Below are 17,994 nucleotides of genomic sequence, written 5' to 3'. Positions count from 1 at the left end.
ACTCTTTTATTTTGTGCATACCACTTGTTTGATAAATTTTAGATTAATAGTTTTATACGAATCTAAAATTGTATCCTGGACTGCTTTTTGAAAAAAGGCTTTGTAGTTATTAAATTTTCGTTCCATATAAATGGTTCTTCCGAAAATTATATCATAACTATAATTTCTATTTTTCATTAGTATACTTCCGTCTGGTTTTATTTGCATTCCAATGATGTTTTTTTTCAAAAAATCATCATCGTAAATCATTTTTAGTAACGTTACAAAATCCTTACCATAAGAATTTTGCGTAGCACCATAAATTAATGGCACACGCGCACTAAAATTTTCAGACAAAGGCATCTTACCCCCTTTATAATCAATATAATAGGAATCGTTATGGTTAAAAACTCGAGCAATTGGGGTCTTTTGAGTAACTACAGCTTTAAGCTTTCCGTCTACACTAACATAAACTTCTGATTTTTCAACCAACTTATGTTTGTTTATCGAAGCCTCTATAGCGTTCAAATCTAACTCTTCTTTTGCTATAGAAAAAGATCCACCAAAATTATCTATTAACAAGTTATTAACTGTTTCTGGCGTTAAAAAAGGGTTGTTTTTATCCACAATTTCCACTTGGGTTTTAACAATCTTCCTAGATTCATTTCTTTTTAATGCGAAAGAATATAAGAAAATCATAAGCCCAAAAATGACTATTAATTGAATATTTACTAACCAATTTTTACGCATCTAATGCTTTCTTTATTTCTGGAACCATTTCTCCTATATCGCCCGCACCAATTGTAACAATTACTGCTGCATCTGATGATTGCAAAAGAGTTATTAGTTCTTCTTTTTGTACTAACTTTTTATTTTCGTTTTTAATTTTATCTAACAACCATTGCGAAGTAACTCCTGGCATAGGTAATTCACGTGCTGGATAGATTTCCATTAAAAAAATTTCATCAAATTGTGCTAAACTTTCAGCAAAATCTTCTACAAAATCTTTAGTCCTACTAAACAAATGTGGCTGAAATACTGCCAACACTTTTTTACTTGGATACAATTCTCGTACTGCTTGATGTACAGCATTAATTTCAGTCGGATGATGTGCATAATCATCTATATACACGTAATCAGGCTTACGAATTTGGAATGAAAAACGACGTTTAACTCCCTTAAATGTTGCTAACGCCTTAACAATGGACTCTATGGGTGTACCATAAGTATAAGCCATAGCTAAAGCTAATAAAGCGTTTGTTAAATTATGTCTTCCTGGCAATCCAAATTTTATATCTTTAATTTCTTCTGTTGGTGTTTTTACATCAAAAACATACCATCCTTCAACAATTCTTACGTTATGTGCTACAAATTTAGAATCATCGTTTACCCCTACCATCACCCCCTCCAAAGGTAATCCATTGATTACAAATAAATTATATTTGTCTTCAACTTTTCCTGCAAACTCATTAAAAGAGGCTTTTATAGAAGCATCATCTCCATAAATATCTAAATGATCTGCGTCCATTGAAGTCACACAAGCGATATTGGGATGCAAATGTAAAAAAGATCTATCAAATTCATCTGCTTCTACAACAGTAATTGTTTTCCCAGAACCAATTAGATTAGAATTATAATTTTCTACTATGCCTCCTAAAAAGGCTGTTACATCTAATCCGCTTTCATATAAAATATGTCCTAAAATACTGGAAGTAGTGGTTTTACCATGAGTCCCAGCTACAGCAAAACAAAAAGTGTTTTTAGTGATAATTCCTAAAACTTCAGCTCTTTTTTTTATAGTAAACCCTTTTTCTTTAAAGTAATCCCATTCTGAAAGTTTCTTAATAGCGGGTGTATAAACCACTAGGGTGTTTTCTGGTGTACAAGAATCTGGAATATGACTAATGTTATCCTCAAAATGAATAGCAATTCCACTTGCCAGTAAATCATTAGTGAGCATAGTGGGGGTTTTATCATATCCCATTACTTGTTTTCCTATGTTTTTAAAGTAACGGGCCAAAGCACTCATTCCGATACCTCCTACCCCTATAAAATAAACGTTATGTATTTGATTTATATTCATTTTTAATATCAATGTCAATGTTCAATTTTAATGCCAATATTCAATTTCAATGTCAATATTCAATGTTCTTGGATTACAGTTTTCTTTATTGTCATTAACATTGAATACTCTATTACTTATTATCATTGCTTGTTCCAATGGATATTGTGCTAACTAGTGTTATTATCTCGTCCACAATTTGCTTTGTTGCATTGGGCAATGCTAAAGCTTTTATATTTTTACTTAATTTTTCTTGTTTTTCTGGATCATAAAAAAGTGACTTAAAAACGACTTCAAACTGATTATCTAATTCGCTTTCTTTTAACAAAATGGCTCCTTCTTTATCTACAATGGCTTTGGCGTTTTTTGTTTGATGATCTTCGGCTACATTAGGTGACGGAATAAAAATCACGGGGTTACCCACCAAACATAATTCAGAAACGGATGAAGCTCCTGAACGTGAAATGACTATATCGGCGGCGGCATATACTAAATCCATTCTATCTATAAAAGAGAGTACTTGCACTCCTTTTTTAGCACTAAAGTGTTTGTATTCTTCAAAATACAATTTTCCACACTGCCATATTATTTGTAGGTTTTGTCCTAACAACCAATCCATTTCTTTTTGGATTAATTGATTTATTCTTCTGGCTCCTAGGCTTCCTCCAAGAATTAGTAATGTTTTTTTAGAGGGATCTAGCTTTAGAGAGGCTAAAGCCTCTTCTTTTTTATTATTAACCGAAATTAAATCTTGACGAACGGGATTCCCTGTGAGAATTATGTTTTCTTTTGGAAAAAATCGTTCTAAATTTTCGTAAGCTACACAAATTTTCTTAGCTTTTTTACCCAATAGTTTATTGGTAATTCCTGGATAAGAATTTTGTTCTTGTATAACGGTTGGAATGCCTAAGATAGAGGCTACTTTTAATACCGCTCCACTGGCAAAACCTCCTGTACCGATGACTACATCTGGTTTAAAATCTTTAATAATCCCAAATGATTTTATTAGACTTGACGCTAACTTAAATGGAAACAAAACATTTTGCAAAGTGATTTTTCTTTGAATCCCTGCAATCCATAATCCTTTTATGGGATAACCTGCTTGAGGAACTTTTTGCATTTCCATTTTATCACTAGCTCCTACAAATAATATATCAGCTTCTGGATAACGTGATTTGATCTCGTTAGCAATGGCAATAGCAGGATAAATATGACCTCCTGTACCTCCCCCACTGATTATAAATTTTGGCTTTTGCTTCATTTTTACTTATTTAAAATAGCATTCATAGGATTATTTTTATCTTCAATAGAGTAATCTTCGATGATTTCTGCATCTATTTTATTTTGTTCTTCAATTTCTCTATCTATAATTCGTTGTAAAGCAGCTTCTCTCTCTTCTTTTTCAACTTTTTCTTGTACTATTTCTTCTTCTTTTTTAGTTACATTTAGAATAATACCAATAGCAGCACATGTCATCCAAATAGAAGTACCTCCACTACTAATTAGTGGCAAGGTTTGCCCTGTAGTAGGTAATAATTCAACGGCTACGCCCATATTTATAAACGCTTGAAAAATAATGGGAAATCCTAATCCTGCCACTATGAGTTTACCAAATAATGTGGATGCTTTATAGGATGCAATTACAAAACGTACAAATAACATGAGATACAAAAAAATAATAGCAAAACCTCCTAATAATCCAAACTCTTCTATTATAATTGCAAAAATAAAATCGGAAGATGATTGTGGAAGAAAGTTACGTTGTACACTTTTACCTGGTCCAAGACCATAAATTCCTCCTGTTGCTATAGCTGTTTTAGCTTTTTCAATTTGATAATCTTCATCTGGATCTGATTTGTCTGATATAAAGTTTTCAATACGACTCATCCATGTATCTACACGATTTGGGAAAGCATCTGGAAAAGCCTTAACTAACACGATAAAAAACAAGGCGGCTCCAATTCCCATCCCAATAATTATGGCACTATTTTTTATAGGATATTGTCCTACAAAAGTAATCATCAAAACCATAGAAAAAATAAGTGCTGCTGTAGAAAAATTGGCTGGAAATATTAAGCCTACAGTAATAAAAACAGGAATCCATAAGGATGCGAACGATTTTTGAAAAGTCATTTCTTCAATATCGGTTTTAGATAAATAGCGCGCCACATACATATACAACACCATAGCTGCTAAAGCAGATGGCTGAAATGATATACCTCCAGGCAATTGTATCCATCTACTGGCATTGGCTCCATCAATTACGGTACCTTTGAATAAGGTATAAATTAACATTAACCAAACGAAAGGTAACAAGACCATTGATAAGTTTCTGAAATAATGATACGGCACTTTGTGTGAGCCATACATTATAGCAAAACCTAAACCTAAGTACATAAAATGTTTGAGTAGATAACCTAAAGTATTTCCTGTACCTCTACCTAGATAAGCCAAATTACTACTCGCGCTATATACGGGTATAAAAGAAAATAAGGCCAATAGTGCAACGAATGCCCAAATGACTTTATCTCCTTTTAAATTATGTAGTAATTTTTTCATATTTTATATTATACCGTATAAATTTTTAGAGATTAATCTCTGAAATCTAAATTTTACAAATTTTGAACAGCTTGTTTAAACTGTCGTCCTCTTTCCTCATAATTTTCAAACAGATCGAAACTTGCACAAGCGGGTGACAATAAAACCGTATCTCCTTTTTCGGCTAAACGATAGGCTTGTTTTACCGCTTCTTCCATTGATCCTGCTTCTACCATTTCATCTACAATATCTCCAAACGATTCAATTATTTTTTTATTATCTATTCCTAAACAAATAATTGCTTTTACTTTTTCGTTGACTAACGGTAGGAGTTCTGCATAATCGTTTCCTTTATCTACTCCTCCTACAATCCATACGGTTGGTGTAGACATACTATCTAGAGCGAAAAATGCAGCATTTACATTTGTTGCTTTAGAATCATTTATATATTGTACATTATTAATTTTTAATACTTTTTCAAGACGATGTTCAACCGCTTGAAAATCTGACATACTTTCACGAATAGTTGATTTTCTAATTTTCAACAATTGAGCAACTGTAGCTGCTGCCATAGCGTTTTTTACATTATGTTTTCCTTCTAAAGATATTTCGTCGATTGGCATATCAAATATTTCGTTAGTTATATTAAACTTTATGGTATCATTTTCTAAATAGGCTCCAAAATCTAATTTTTTAGAAATGGAGAAAGGTATTAATTTTGCTTTGGTTGTATTGTTTTGCAACCATTTATTTATAGCTTCATCATCTGCATCGTAAATTAAATAATCTTCTTCTGTTTGATTCATTGTTATTCTAAACTTTGAAGCAATATAATTTTCGTATTTATATTCATATCGATCCAAATGGTCTGGACTTATATTTGTTATGATAGCTATATGGGGTTTATAGGTTTCTATACCATCTAACTGAAAGCTACTCAATTCTAAAACGTAGGTATCAAATTTATCATCGGCTACTTGCCAAGCAAAGCTTTTCCCTATATTTCCAGCGAGACCAACGTTTAGCCCTCCTTCTTTTAAAAGATGATAGGTTAACATAGTGGTGGTGGTTTTTCCATTGCTACCCGTTATGCCAACTGTTATAGCATCTGTAAAGTGACTGGTAAATTCGATTTCAGAAAGTACAGGCACTTTTTTTTGAATTAACTTTTTTACTATGGGTGCTTTATCTGGAATACCAGGGCTTTTCATAACGACATCCGCATTCAAAATTAATTCTTCTGTATGTTTTTCATCTTCAAACTTGATCTTATGAAGTGATAATACTTCTTTGTAGGTATCTTTTATTTTTCCAAAATCAGATACAAATACTTCGTATCCTCTTTTTTTTCCAAGAATTGCGGTACCTACACCACTTTCCCCTCCTCCTAAAACAACTAGCCTCATAGATTATCTTAATTTTAGAGTTACAACAGAAACAATAGTCAATAAAATTCCCACAATCCAAAAACGGGTAACAATTTTACTTTCATGGTATCCTTTCTTTTGGTAATGATGATGTAAAGGAGACATTAAAAAAATGCGACGTCCTTCGCCATATTTTCTTTTAGTATATTTAAAATAAGTTACTTGTAAGACTACTGATAGATTTTCGGCTAAGAATATTCCGCAGATAACGGGGATTAGCATTTCTTTACGAACGGCAATTGCCAATACAGCTATCACACCTCCTATCGTTAAACTTCCTGTATCTCCCATAAAAACAGCTGCAGGAAAACTATTATACCATAAGAAACCAACTAGCGATCCGATGAAAGCTGCTATAAAAACGGTCATTTCTCCGGAATGGGGAATAAACATTATATTTAAATATTTTGAAAAAATGATATTTCCTGAAACAAATGTAAAAACCCCTAAAGCGATTACTGATATGGCGGAAGTACCAGCCGCTAATCCGTCAATACCATCTGTTAGATTAGCTCCGTTTGAAACCGCTGTAATAATAAAAATAACAACTGGTATAAAAATTAACCAAGCATAATTTTCATAGCCTTCCCCCATAAAGGATAATACGTCTGCATAGTCAAACTCATTATTTTTAAAGAAAGGAATTGTAGTAGCTGTGGACTTTTCTTCAATCATCATGGGTTTGATCGTATTTTGAGAAGCGTCTATCTCAATTTTTGTGTGAGCCATTTCTTTACGAACAGTTACTTGCGGATGAAAATATAACACGAATCCAACGAATAGGCCTAATCCTACTTGACCAATGACTTTAAAGATTCCCTTTAAACCTTCTTTATCTTTTTTAAATACTTTGATATAATCATCTAAAAAACCGATTAACCCCATCCATAACATGGATATTATCAATAATATAACATATATATTATCCAATCGTGCAAATAACAAAACAGGTATTAAGGTAGAAAAGATAATAATAATTCCTCCCATGGTTGGTGTTCCTGCTTTTTGGGTTTGCCCTTCTAAACCTAGCTCACGAACCGTTTCTCCAATTTGCAAACGCCTTAAATAACTTATTACTTTTTTTCCATAAATGGTAGATAGTAACAATGACATGATAATAGCTAATGCTGATCGAAAAGTAATGTATTGAAAAACGCCTGTTCCAGGTACATCCTGAACTTTATCTAAATATTCAAATAAATAGTATAACATACTTTCTAAGGTTTTGGATTTTAGATTTTAGATTTTAGATTTCTTTATTTGAAATCAGTAATCAGCTCTCTTAAATCAATTATTATTTATTTAATTGTTCTAATAATTCTTGTACAATTTTCATATCATCAAAATCCTGACGCACTCCATTGACTTCTTGATATGTTTCGTGTCCTTTCCCAGCTATTAAAATGATATCACCACTTTCTGCCATTTGGCAAGCTGTTTTTATAGCTTGTTTACGATCTACTATAGATAGGTATTTTTTAAAATTCTCTGCGCTGATTCCTGCTTCCATTTCTTCAATAATAGCTTCTGGACTTTCCGTACGGGGATTATCTGAAGTTAAAATTGCTTTTGAGCTCATTTCTGTTGCTATCTGTGCCATAATAGGACGTTTTGTTCTATCCCTATCGCCTCCACAACCTACAATGGTAATTAATTGTTCATTTTTTGTACGAATATCATTAATAGTATTTAATACGTTTTCTAAAGCATCTGGTGTGTGGGCATAATCAACTATGGCTGTAATTTTTTCTTTGGAAACTATAAATTGAAATCTACCGGAAACGCTTTCTAATTCGGATAATAAACGTAACGCTTCTATTTTATCTATTCCCAATTCAACAGCTACGCCATAAATGGCTAATAGGTTATAAGCATTAAAAGTACCTATTAATCGTGTCCAAACCTCTTGTTCATTAACTTTCAGTTGGAGGCCTGATAATTGATTTTCTAATATAATAGCTTTGTAATCTGCATACGTTTTCAAAGCATATGTTTTTTTTCTTGCGTGTGTGTTTTGCAACATTACCGCTCCGTTCTTATCATCAATATTGGTTAATGCAAAAGCCGTTTTGGGCAAATGATCAAAGAAGGCTTTTTTAACATCGCGGTATTCAGCAAATGTGGAATGATAGTCTAGGTGATCATGTGATAAATTGGTAAAAACACCACCTGCAAAGAGCAACCCTTCGGTCCGTTTTTGATGTACCCCATGAGAACTTACTTCCATAAAACAATATTCGCACCCTTCTTGAACCATTTGATCTAAAAAACAATTGATAGTTAAAGAATCAGGAGTTGTATGAGTCGCTTTATATTCTGTTGTGTCAACCATAATTTTCACCGTTGACAATAATCCAACTTTATAACCTGCTTTTTTAAACATTTGATATAAAAGAGACGCTATTGTTGTCTTTCCATTTGTTCCTGTAACCCCAACAAGAATTAACTTATGTGAAGGTGTTTTGTAAAAGTTATTCGCTAATTGCGCTAAAGCACTATTTGTATCTGCTACTTTTACGTAAGTAATATTTTCTAAACAAGTCTGAGGAAATTCTTCGCAAACTATTACGGAAGCTCCCAAACTAATTGCTTTTTCAATATACTGATGTCCATCAGACAAAGTCCCTCGGATTGCTACAAAAACATCATCTGATTCTATTTTGCGCGAATCAAACTGAATTTGATTCACGATTCCTATAGGAGATCCCTGAACGGCTTCTATTGCAACTTTGTATAATAAATCTTTTAAATTCATCTTGTTTACTATTCCTCTTAAATTTAGAAAAATAAGATCCGAAAACCTTTTATTTATGATAATTCTAAAACTATAATTGTATTTTTTTTAATAAGTTCTCCTGCTTGAATAGATTGTTTTTTTACTTTCCCAAATCCATTAATCTGAACTTTCATTCCTAAATTTTCTAATAGAGCTACGGCATCCATTCCAGGCATTCCTTTTGTATTTGGCACATATAATGGTTTTTTATTCAGTTTTTCATTATAGGTCAAATAACTTTTTTCTTGTTTATTAACTTTTCTTTTTAATGATTTAATTTCATCGGTAGAAGGAACATCTGTAAAAACTTTTTGTGCAATCCTTTTAAAAACGGGGCCTGCTACATCTGCTCCATAGTAGTTATTCTTAGATGTATTCGGTTTGTGAATAACAACTATACAAGAATATTGCGGTTCTTCTGCTGGGAAATAACCCGCAAAAGAAGACGCATAGTACATTTGTGTATCTCCTTTATGATAATCTATCTGTGCGGTTCCTGTCTTTCCTGCCATTGAAAAATCTTTAGAATATAATTTAGAGGCAGTCCCTCTTTTAACAACATTTTTCAACATTGCTTTTACTTTTGAAAGCGTAGCATTGGAACAAATTTTAGAGTTAATTATTTCTGTATCAAACTTTTTTATGACCTTATTCCATTCTTTTACCTCTTGAACAAACTTAGGTTTAACCATTACTCCATTATTTGCTACTGCATTGTATAATGTAAGTGTTTGTAAAGGAGTAAGAGAAACACCATACCCGAAAGCCATCCATGGTAGAGAAATACCGCTCCAGTTTCCTTTCTTGGGTTGAGGTATCCTAGGTTTTCCTTCTCCCTTAAAAGGCAGTCCTAAAGGTGTATTTAGTCCCAAATAGTTAATATGGTCTACGAACTCTTGAGGATTATCCTTATAGTTTTCATAAACGGCCTGAACTAAAACAGTGTTAGAAGAAAGTTCAAAACCTCTTGCAAACGAAACTTTACCATATCCTCCCTCATGAGAATCTTTTACTTTCCTACCTCTGTATACGACTACTCCTCCGTAAGTATTGTAAACTTTACTGGTATCAATTTTTTTATCTTCTAATAAAGCTAAAACGTCAACTAATTTAAAGGTAGAACCAGGTTCATGGGATTCTGCAACAGCATAATTAATAGTTTCATAATAAGATCCATCTTTGGCTCTTCCTAAATTTGAGATGGCTTTAATGTCGCCTGTTTTCGTTTCCATAACAACGGCACAGCCGTGTTCTGCTTCATATAGTTCTAACTGTTTTAATAGTGCGTGATGCGCAATATCTTGTATATACACATCAATAGTAGATACTATATCATAACCATCTATAGGTTCTACTTCATTGTTATCTCGAATGGGTTTCCATTGTCCTTTGGCTATTTTTTGTTTTAAAACTTGCCCATCTTTTCCTTTTAAATACTTACCAAAAGCCCCTTCAATACCTACCCGTGTCAAACTACCTCCATCATTAAAACGTTCATAACCGATTGTTCTTTCGGCAATTTTTCCTATTGGATGTTCTCTTACAGTTTGTTGTTCTATTATAATCCCTCCTTTGTATGCACCTAAGTTTAACAAAGGAAACCCTTTAACTTTAGTATGTTCTGTATAACTTAATTTACGAGCAACTAACATATAACGGTTTTTATTAGCTCTTGCTTTTCTAAAATCGTTTAGTAAAGACCCACTTGGCTTTTTTAGCATAGGCGCTAGTGAATCTGCAAGTGACTTAATATACTTATCAAAATTTTCTTGTGAAGGCGCTAACGCATCAAAACGAATTGTATATTCAGGAATAGAAGTTGCTAAAAGACTTCCATCTGAGGAATAAACATTCCCTCTATTAGCAGGAATTACAAAATTTTTGATGGTACGTTCTTTTGCTAATTGTCTATAATATGCTCCTTCAACCCATTGAATATTACTAAGTTTTACAGCAACAGCGGATGATATTACCAGTATAAGTAATGCCACTCCATAAATACGATTTAATATATTTCTATTTACTACTGCCATAGCTTTTCCCAAGCTGTCTTTTCTTTTGCTACTTTTATTTTTTTAGGAGGAACGGATGAGGGTACAATCTCTAATATTGCCATTTGAGCTGCTACATTCGATTCCATTTTTATTTTCATTAATTCTGATCTTCGGTCTACAAATTCCGATCGCAATTCCTTTACTTCGTTATTTAACTCTGCAATACGAAAAACTTTTTTCTCATAACTATGTGTATTGGCAATCATTACAATGGCTAATACCAATAAGAAAAGGATGAAAATCCAGTTCTTAGCAGCATCTTCATTTAGAAGATATCTTGCTTTGAGTATGTTAAAAATTTTGTTTTTCATCTTTCATGATAATACTGAGAAGGCAACAGGTATTCTTACAATTTTTCAGCAATACGAAGCTTTGCACTTCGGGCTCTGTTATTTACTTTTATTTCTTCATTTGTTGGAACAATGAGTTTTCCAATAGCTTTCATTGGCACTTCAAATCTTCCAAACATATCTCGTTCGGGTTCTCCTTCAAACATTCCGTTTTTTACAAATCGTTTTACCAAACGATCTTCTAAAGAATGATACGAAATAACACTTAATCGTCCTCCCTCATTTAAAAGTTCTAATGATTGCTCTAAAAACTCTTTCAAAACCTCCATTTCCTGATTTACTTCAATTCGTATGGCTTGATAAATTTGAGCCAAAATTTTATTGGCTTTATGCCCTGGCAAATGTTTGGTTAAAACTTGTTTTAAATCTTCTGTATTAATAATACGTTCTGTATCTCTAGCCTCGACTATCGTTCTTGCTAAAGCCGCTGCATTTTTAAGTTCTCCGTATTCCGAAAATATACGACGTAAGTTAATATCATCATATTCATTAACTACAGTATAAGCACTTAGCTCGTTTTTTTGACTCATTCTCATATCTAGAGCACCATCAAAACGAGTAGAAAAACCACGTTCTGGCACATCAAATTGATGAGAGGAAACTCCTAAATCAGCCAAAATCCCGTCAACTTTTCGAATGTTTTCAAAACGTAAAAAGTTTTTGATATACCTAAAATTTTCCTTAATCAATACAAATCTTGTATCCTTTATTGCGTTAGCCCAAGCATCTTCATCCTGATCAAAAGCAAACAATTTCCCATTAGGTCCTAAACGAGATAATATTTCTCTTGAATGACCTCCGCCTCCAAAAGTTACATCAACATACACTCCATCCGGCTTGATATTCAAACCATCAACCGTTTCTTTCAATAAAACCGGATTATGATATTCCATTGTCATCAAAATTTAAATCTCCCATTACTTCTTCAGCTAAATCCGCAAAATCCATTACTGAATCATCAATTGCTTTTTCATATAACTCCTTATCCCAAATTTCTAATATAGTGACAGCCGAAGACAGTACTACGTTATTGGTAATATTTGCAAAAATGGCTAAATCTTTAGGTACCAACAAACGCCCTGTAGCGTCAATCTCTACCACTTTCACTCCTGCAGTAAATCGACGGATAAAATCATTGTTCTTTTTCACAAAACGATTTAATTTGTTGATTTTTTGCATCATAGCATTCCATTCACTCATTGGATACAACTCTAAACATGGTTGAAAAACAGAACGTTTTAACACAAAACCTTCCTGCAAAGAAGTGGCCAATTGACTCTTTAGGGCAACTGGTAACATCAACCTGCCCTTTGCATCTGCTTTGCATTCATATGTTCCAACAATGGTATTCAAGGAGTTACACTTTGTACTGTACAAAGACAAAGATAGAAATATTTTTACCACATTTTACCACAAATTACCACTTTGTTGATAAGTTTTAATTTTATAAGAAATACATGACAAATCTAAAAAGTCATTATTCTTATATTCTTTCTTTTATTTTTCCTATATAAAAAACTTAAAACAAAAAACCGCACAACACAATAACAATATCTAAACACTACAGTTCTTTTAAAAAAACAACAAGCCTTCTATTCTTTTTAACAAGTTATAGAGTCACGAATTCATACTAGACAAGACTATAAAAATCTTATTACTTTATAAATTAGATTATTTATGATTCTTCTTTATTTTTTTAGTATATTGCTTCTTTTATCCTTTTAAAGGAGGATAATAAGGTGTACAAAAATAGTCTTTAATAAAACACACTAAAAAGACAACTTTTGACATTATAAAGAAAACAAAGCAGTACAAGAAATATTTATTTTAAATTTAGGGATGGATTAACAAGATTAATACCTATAAAGTAAAAAATCATTATTATTTACAATCTAAATAAAAATTTTATCTTTGTGACGTTATGACACAAGTTACATCTGACAATAATAGCCATCAAGAAACAGTAAAAAATGTTTTTACTAGTTATTTAGAAAAAAATGGACATCGAAAAACACCTGAACGATACGCAATTCTTCAGGAAATATACGATAGTTCAGAGCATTTTGATATAGAAAACCTTTATATTAAAATGAAAAATAAAAATTATCGTGTATCCCGAGCTACCCTTTATAATACCATTGAGTTATTATTAGATTGTGGATTGGTGCGTAAACATCAATTTGGTCAAAATCAAGCTCATTATGAAAAATCTTATTTTGATAAGCAGCATGACCATATTATCATGACAGATACGGGTGAGGTAATTGAGTTTTGCGACCCAAGAATACAAACCATCAAACAGACTATGGAGGATTTATTTGGAATTGAAATCCAAAATCATTCATTATATTTCTACGCTACTAAAAAGACAAATTCTTAAAATTACAAACAACAACACAATGACTGTAGACTTACTACTAGGATTACAATGGGGTGATGAAGGCAAAGGAAAAATTGTCGATGTATTAACCTCTAAATATGATATTATAGCTCGTTTTCAAGGAGGCCCTAATGCAGGACATACACTTGAATTTGACGGAATAAAACACGTATTACGCACAATCCCATCTGGTATTTTTCATAAAAACTCAATAAATATCATTGGAAATGGCGTTGTTATTGATCCCGTTGTTTTTCAAAAAGAAATTGAAGGACTTGAAAAGTTTAACATGAACATCAAGTCTAAATTATTAATTTCAAGAAAAGCACACCTTATTTTACCAACCCATCGTTTACTAGATGCAGCTTCTGAAACAGCTAAAGGGAAAGCTAAAATAGGCTCCACTCTAAAAGGTATTGGCCCTACTTATATGGATAAAACAGGTCGTAATGGCTTAAGAGTTGGAGATATTGAAATGTCTGATTTCATTGAAAAGTATCGTTCTCTAGCAAATAAACACGAAGAGATGATTAAATTTTACGATGTAAACATTCAATACAATCTTCCTGAAATGGAAAAGGAGTTTTTTGAAGCTATAGAAGAATTAAAAAAACTAACTTTTATTGACAGTGAAGAATTTCTAGCAAGAGCTCAAAAAGAAGGCCAATCTATTCTTTGTGAAGGCGCACAAGGTTCTTTACTAGATGTTGATTTTGGGACTTATCCTTTCGTTACATCTTCTAATACTACCGCTGCAGGAGCTTGTACAGGTTTAGGTATTGCCCCCAATAAAATAAAAGAAGTTTTTGGTATTTTTAAAGCCTATACTACTCGCGTAGGTTCTGGACCATTCCCTACAGAAGATTTTGGCACAGATGGAGAAACAATGGCAAAAGTAGGAAATGAGTTTGGTTCTGTTACAGGACGTGCTAGACGTTGTGGATGGCTAGATCTAGTAGCTCTAAAATATGCTGTTCAAATCAATGGAGTAACTCAATTGATGATGATGAAAGGCGATGTCCTTTCAGGTTTTGAAACACTAAAAATTTGTAACGCGTATAACTACAAAGGAGAAACCATAAAACACCTACCTTTTTCTATTGAAGAAGAAAATCTTACCCCTATCTATACTGAATTCAAAGGATGGAAAGCAGATTTAACAAACATGAGTACTTTCGAGGAGCTTCCTGTAGAGTTAAAAGACTACATCCAATTTATTGAAAAAGAATTAGAAGTACCTATTATGATCGTATCCGTGGGGCCTGACAGAAAACAAACAATTATTAAATCTTAAAGTAAAAAGCTATCTCTAAACGAAATAAGACCGAGGTAGCTTTTTTATTTACCCTTATTTTATACCAAACAATCCCTCCTCTTTCCTAAAACAGCTACTCAAATAACAACAAAATCAGAGGATAAAACAGAATAATTTAAAATTAAACTCAGATATTTATTACAGATAAAAGGTCTTTGAGTCTAAAAAAACACTCCTTTCTTTGTTCTCAATACAAAACCACAACTAGGCTAAAAAATTTTCGTGCATTTTTATCTTCTTTTCCTTTTCCCTCTTCATCACCAAGTCCAACACGTAATCTGGATGAAACAGAAATACAACCACTCACCACTCCTTTTTATTACAACTAAATAAGCCCGCTTCTTTTTTCAACCATTTCTCAGTACTCAACATTTCCAACATCAGTTATTCTATAGGATTCTATTCATTTTTTTCAATCGAGCAATTATGCTCTATTTTTGTTTATACGGTATTCTCTTAAGTTAGTTTATCCACAAAAAATCAATAAAAATTATTTTTTCATTTTTAACCACTATATTTGTCATATAAAATAAAATAATAAAGTGGAGCACTTAATAGAAGACGGTAAGTATAAATATTTCGAAGCAGGGGAAGGGACTCCAATTGTAATCTTACATGGACTAATGGGCGGTCTTAGTAATTTTGGTGGAGTTGCCGAATATTTCCCGAACAAAGGCTATAAAGTGGTAATCCCTGAATTACCTTTATACACCCAAAATATATTAAAAACAAATGTAAAAGCATTTGCAGTATATCTTAAAAACTTTATCAACTACAAAGGCTTTGATCGAGTTGTTCTTGTAGGCAATTCATTAGGAGGGCATATAGCGTTATATTTTACAAAACTTTTTCCTGAAAAAGTTTCTGGTTTAGTTATTACAGGAAGTTCAGGTTTGTACGAAAGTGCTATGGGCGAAAGCTATCCTAAACGAGGCGATTACGAATACATCAAAAAAAAATCAGAAGATGTTTTTTACGATCCTGCTGTTGCCACAAAAGAAATTGTTGATGAAGTATATGCAACAGTAAACGATCGAATTAAGCTTTTAAAAACGCTTACAATTGCTAAAAGCGCCATTCGCCATAATATGGCCAAAGACTTACCCAAAATGCACGTTCCTACAGGAATTATTTGGGGCAAACAAGACAAAGTAACACCTCCTGAAGTAGCAGAAGAGTTTCATAAACTACTCCCTAATTCTACTCTGTACTGGATAGACAAGTGCGGCCATGCTGCTATGATGGAACATCCTGACGAATTTAATAGAATCCTAGAAGAGTGGTTAGAAACAAAAGCAGAACATAAACAATAACTTTCCCCTTCATGCAAGGGGAATTATTTTACACCTATGAAAATCAATACAGCTGAGTTTATCATAAGCAACTCTATTGTTAGCAAATGTCCACAAGAACGTTTGCCAGAATACGCTTTTATAGGAAGATCTAACGTAGGAAAATCTTCTTTGATAAACATGTTAACCAACCATAAAAATTTAGCAAAAACCTCTTCAAAACCAGGAAAAACCCAATTAATTAACCACTTTAAAATTAACAACAATTGGTTTTTAGTTGATTTACCTGGATATGGTTATGCCAAGGTTTCTAAGAAAACAAAAGAGGTCTTTCAGAAATTCATCACAGATTATTTTGAAAAGAGAGAACAATTGGTTTGTGCTTTTGTATTAATAGATATACGCCATGAAGCACAAAAAATAGATTTAGAATTCATAACATATCTTGGCGAAATAGGAATTCCTTTTTGTATTATTTTTACAAAAGCTGACAAAATAAGCAAAGGTAAAACCGAACAAAATGTTGCGGCCTATCGCAAGGCATTATTAGCTAACAATTGGGAAGAAATGCCACAACATTTCATAACGTCATCATTAGACGTAGTAGGACGCGACGGTGTTCTAGAATTCATAGACAACGTAAATCAGGAGATTTTTAAAAATAATGAGAGTTTTATCAAATAAAAAGAAAGCGTCTGAAAAGTCAAAACTCAACATCTAGTCTATCCTTCTAGGATAGGAGAAATCACATAATATTGATAATGTGATTTCTCCCTTTTACCGAAACGACAGGTTTCTAATCTTTCGGATCGTTTTTTATTTAAATGACTTAAGTTCCATCTTAACGAACCCTGTATCTTCATAAACATTACCAATGTCATCATTCCAGAAAATATAAGAATCATTAATAGCTGTTGTTGTGGAAAACTTAAATACTTTACAATGAAATGTTCCTGCTGGCACCGTAATCACAGAATCTAGAGCTATAACTTTATGTGTTACAACCGCTTTATCCGATCTAGTATATTTCCATTCTTCATTTAACTTAGCATTTTTTTTATAGTTTTTCGAGAAATAATCTTTATCATTATTAGAATCAATCAAAAGAAAATCACCTTCTTGTTTCATTAAATCTACGCTAGACCTATGTAATTTACCAAATGTGTCATAAAATCCTCTTGTAACCAAAAACCCTTCTCCATTACAATTACCAAAAGTCATTTTCATTGTTCCTGAATTTATTCCAAATTGAAAAAGATTAAATACAACTTCCTTGCCCGTTTTCAAAAAAGGTATTGACGACTCACAATTCCCATTACTACTATCAGGTGCTACGCCTATAGTATTTTCTTTACTACAAGAAACTAAAAACAAACACATGTAAAATAAGGATAACTTTCTTTTCAACATTTTTATAATTTTTCTATTTATTTAATTCTAATTTTTCAGCAAAATAATCACAAAAATCGCGCATCGTTGCACTCATTTTTTCATCAGCGGTTGCACGTTCAAAAGTATCTGCCATGGCTACCAATGTCTGATGAAAGAATATCTTCATTTCATCTACAGGCATATCTTTTGTCCACAAATCAATACGCATTGTTTCTTTTACATTGCTGTCCCAAATATTTAGCATAAAGGCTTTTGCTTCTTGCTTTTCCACTCCTCCATCTTTTGCCGTCCAATGCAATTTTTCAGGAATATGATTTTCATCTAACGAGATTTTAAACTTGATATCGGATGTTTTTGTTATTGGCATTTTGAATTTTAGAATTTCAGAATTTAATTAACTAAATTCGTATTAAACATTTTATTAAATAA

At 32.5% G+C, this 17,994-nt stretch carries 17 protein-coding genes; 4 read left to right on the top strand and 13 right to left on the bottom strand.

Annotated features, from left to right (window positions below; all coding sequences use genetic code 11):
• Positions 1-6: 6 nt before the first annotated feature.
• The 11 genes from B0A78_RS07920 to B0A78_RS07870 form a co-directional block, all read right to left on the bottom strand.
• Complete coding sequence (locus B0A78_RS07920; RefSeq protein WP_014164886.1) at positions 7-729, bottom strand: cell division protein FtsQ/DivIB; 723 nt, start codon at positions 727-729, stop codon at positions 7-9.
• Positions 722-2,062: a UDP-N-acetylmuramate--L-alanine ligase gene (gene murC, locus B0A78_RS07915; protein WP_077225621.1), complete on the bottom strand. Its 1,341-nt coding sequence runs from the start codon at positions 2,060-2,062 to the stop codon at positions 722-724. The genes B0A78_RS07920 and murC overlap by 8 nt, the downstream gene beginning before the upstream one ends.
• Positions 2,063-2,174: 112 nt before the next feature.
• On the bottom strand, positions 2,175-3,302 hold the full coding sequence (gene murG, locus B0A78_RS07910) for an undecaprenyldiphospho-muramoylpentapeptide beta-N-acetylglucosaminyltransferase (protein WP_014164888.1): 1,128 nt from the start codon (positions 3,300-3,302) through the stop codon (positions 2,175-2,177).
• Between the two features lie 2 nt (positions 3,303-3,304).
• Positions 3,305-4,600 carry an FtsW/RodA/SpoVE family cell cycle protein gene (locus tag B0A78_RS07905; protein ID WP_097609548.1) on the bottom strand — a complete coding sequence of 432 codons (1,296 nt, stop codon included), beginning with the start codon at positions 4,598-4,600 and terminating at the stop codon, positions 3,305-3,307.
• Between the two features lie 53 nt (positions 4,601-4,653).
• Positions 4,654-5,985 (bottom strand): UDP-N-acetylmuramoyl-L-alanine--D-glutamate ligase, encoded by a 1,332-nt coding sequence (gene murD / locus B0A78_RS07900; RefSeq protein WP_014164890.1) that lies wholly within the window; start codon positions 5,983-5,985, stop codon positions 4,654-4,656.
• Between the two features lie 3 nt (positions 5,986-5,988).
• Positions 5,989-7,218 (bottom strand): phospho-N-acetylmuramoyl-pentapeptide-transferase, encoded by a 1,230-nt coding sequence (mraY, locus tag B0A78_RS07895; RefSeq protein ID WP_014164891.1) that lies wholly within the window; start codon positions 7,216-7,218, stop codon positions 5,989-5,991.
• Positions 7,219-7,300: 82 nt separating this feature from the next.
• On the bottom strand, positions 7,301-8,761 hold the full coding sequence (locus B0A78_RS07890) for a UDP-N-acetylmuramoyl-L-alanyl-D-glutamate--2,6-diaminopimelate ligase (RefSeq protein ID WP_014164892.1): 1,461 nt from the start codon (positions 8,759-8,761) through the stop codon (positions 7,301-7,303).
• A gap of 53 nt (positions 8,762-8,814) precedes the next feature.
• Complete coding sequence (locus B0A78_RS07885; RefSeq protein ID WP_014164893.1) at positions 8,815-10,815, bottom strand: penicillin-binding protein; 2,001 nt, start codon at positions 10,813-10,815, stop codon at positions 8,815-8,817.
• A complete protein-coding gene (locus B0A78_RS07880) occupies positions 10,806-11,147 on the bottom strand; it encodes an FtsL-like putative cell division protein (RefSeq protein ID WP_014164894.1) in 342 nt (113 codons plus the stop codon). Before B0A78_RS07880 ends, B0A78_RS07885 begins: the two co-directional genes overlap by 10 nt.
• Positions 11,148-11,182: 35 nt before the next feature.
• Positions 11,183-12,091: a 16S rRNA (cytosine(1402)-N(4))-methyltransferase RsmH gene (gene rsmH / locus B0A78_RS07875; protein WP_173668584.1), complete on the bottom strand. Its 909-nt coding sequence runs from the start codon at positions 12,089-12,091 to the stop codon at positions 11,183-11,185.
• Positions 12,066-12,539: a division/cell wall cluster transcriptional repressor MraZ gene (locus tag B0A78_RS07870; protein ID WP_014164896.1), complete on the bottom strand. Its 474-nt coding sequence runs from the start codon at positions 12,537-12,539 to the stop codon at positions 12,066-12,068. Before B0A78_RS07870 ends, rsmH begins: the two co-directional genes overlap by 26 nt.
• Positions 12,540-13,107: 568 nt before the next feature.
• On the opposite strand from B0A78_RS07870, the gene B0A78_RS07865 reads away from it, so the two are divergent.
• The 4 genes from B0A78_RS07865 (at position 13,108) to yihA (ending at position 16,857) form a co-directional block, all read left to right on the top strand.
• Entirely contained in the window at positions 13,108-13,566 is a 459-nt protein-coding gene (locus tag B0A78_RS07865) for a Fur family transcriptional regulator (protein WP_014164897.1), read from the top strand.
• 19 nt (positions 13,567-13,585) lie between these two features.
• The gene (locus tag B0A78_RS07860; protein WP_014164898.1) at positions 13,586-14,860 is read left to right on the top strand and encodes an adenylosuccinate synthase; all 1,275 of its coding nucleotides are present in this window, start codon (positions 13,586-13,588) and stop codon (positions 14,858-14,860) included.
• 563 nt (positions 14,861-15,423) lie between these two features.
• Positions 15,424-16,194, top strand: coding sequence for an alpha/beta fold hydrolase (locus tag B0A78_RS07855; protein WP_014164899.1), 771 nt, complete (start codon positions 15,424-15,426; stop codon positions 16,192-16,194).
• A gap of 36 nt (positions 16,195-16,230) precedes the next feature.
• Positions 16,231-16,857, top strand: a complete 627-nt coding sequence (yihA, locus tag B0A78_RS07850) for a ribosome biogenesis GTP-binding protein YihA/YsxC (protein ID WP_065213008.1) — start codon at positions 16,231-16,233, stop codon at positions 16,855-16,857.
• A gap of 132 nt (positions 16,858-16,989) precedes the next feature.
• On the opposite strand, the gene B0A78_RS07845 is transcribed toward yihA, so the two are convergent.
• Together B0A78_RS07845 and gldC are read right to left on the bottom strand one after the other, a co-directional pair.
• Complete coding sequence (locus tag B0A78_RS07845) at positions 16,990-17,583, bottom strand: hypothetical protein (RefSeq protein WP_123906717.1); 594 nt, start codon at positions 17,581-17,583, stop codon at positions 16,990-16,992.
• Positions 17,584-17,596: 13 nt separating this feature from the next.
• Positions 17,597-17,932: a gliding motility protein GldC gene (gldC, locus tag B0A78_RS07840; RefSeq protein ID WP_014164902.1), complete on the bottom strand. Its 336-nt coding sequence runs from the start codon at positions 17,930-17,932 to the stop codon at positions 17,597-17,599.
• Between the last annotated feature and the right edge of the window lie 62 nt (positions 17,933-17,994).

This window comes from Flavobacterium columnare NBRC 100251 = ATCC 23463 (genome assembly GCF_002530675.1).
GTDB classification, from domain to species: domain Bacteria; phylum Bacteroidota; class Bacteroidia; order Flavobacteriales; family Flavobacteriaceae; genus Flavobacterium; species Flavobacterium columnare.
This window is presented reverse-complemented; position numbering and strand designations above follow the sequence as displayed.

Excerpts from the sequence above, each read along its gene's own strand:
- B0A78_RS07860 (WP_014164898.1), top strand. The coding sequence starts at position 13,586 with ATGACTGTAGACTTACTACTAGGATTACAATGGGGTGATGAAGGCAAA.
- yihA (WP_065213008.1), top strand. The coding sequence starts at position 16,231 with ATGAAAATCAATACAGCTGAGTTTATCATAAGCAACTCTATTGTTAGC.
- murD (WP_014164890.1), bottom strand. The coding sequence starts at position 5,985 with ATGAGGCTAGTTGTTTTAGGAGGAGGGGAAAGTGGTGTAGGTACCGCA.
- B0A78_RS07845 (WP_123906717.1), bottom strand. The coding sequence starts at position 17,583 with ATGTTGAAAAGAAAGTTATCCTTATTTTACATGTGTTTGTTTTTAGTT.
- B0A78_RS07890 (WP_014164892.1), bottom strand. The coding sequence starts at position 8,761 with ATGAATTTAAAAGATTTATTATACAAAGTTGCAATAGAAGCCGTTCAG.
- B0A78_RS07905 (WP_097609548.1), bottom strand. The coding sequence starts at position 4,600 with ATGAAAAAATTACTACATAATTTAAAAGGAGATAAAGTCATTTGGGCA.
- gldC (WP_014164902.1), bottom strand. The coding sequence starts at position 17,932 with ATGCCAATAACAAAAACATCCGATATCAAGTTTAAAATCTCGTTAGAT.
- B0A78_RS07865 (WP_014164897.1), top strand. The coding sequence starts at position 13,108 with ATGACACAAGTTACATCTGACAATAATAGCCATCAAGAAACAGTAAAA.
- B0A78_RS07880 (WP_014164894.1), bottom strand. The coding sequence starts at position 11,147 with ATGAAAAACAAAATTTTTAACATACTCAAAGCAAGATATCTTCTAAAT.
- mraY (WP_014164891.1), bottom strand. The coding sequence starts at position 7,218 with ATGTTATACTATTTATTTGAATATTTAGATAAAGTTCAGGATGTACCT.
- B0A78_RS07885 (WP_014164893.1), bottom strand. The coding sequence starts at position 10,815 with ATGGCAGTAGTAAATAGAAATATATTAAATCGTATTTATGGAGTGGCA.
- B0A78_RS07920 (WP_014164886.1), bottom strand. The coding sequence starts at position 729 with ATGCGTAAAAATTGGTTAGTAAATATTCAATTAATAGTCATTTTTGGG.
- murC (WP_077225621.1), bottom strand. The coding sequence starts at position 2,062 with ATGAATATAAATCAAATACATAACGTTTATTTTATAGGGGTAGGAGGT.
- murG (WP_014164888.1), bottom strand. The coding sequence starts at position 3,302 with ATGAAGCAAAAGCCAAAATTTATAATCAGTGGGGGAGGTACAGGAGGT.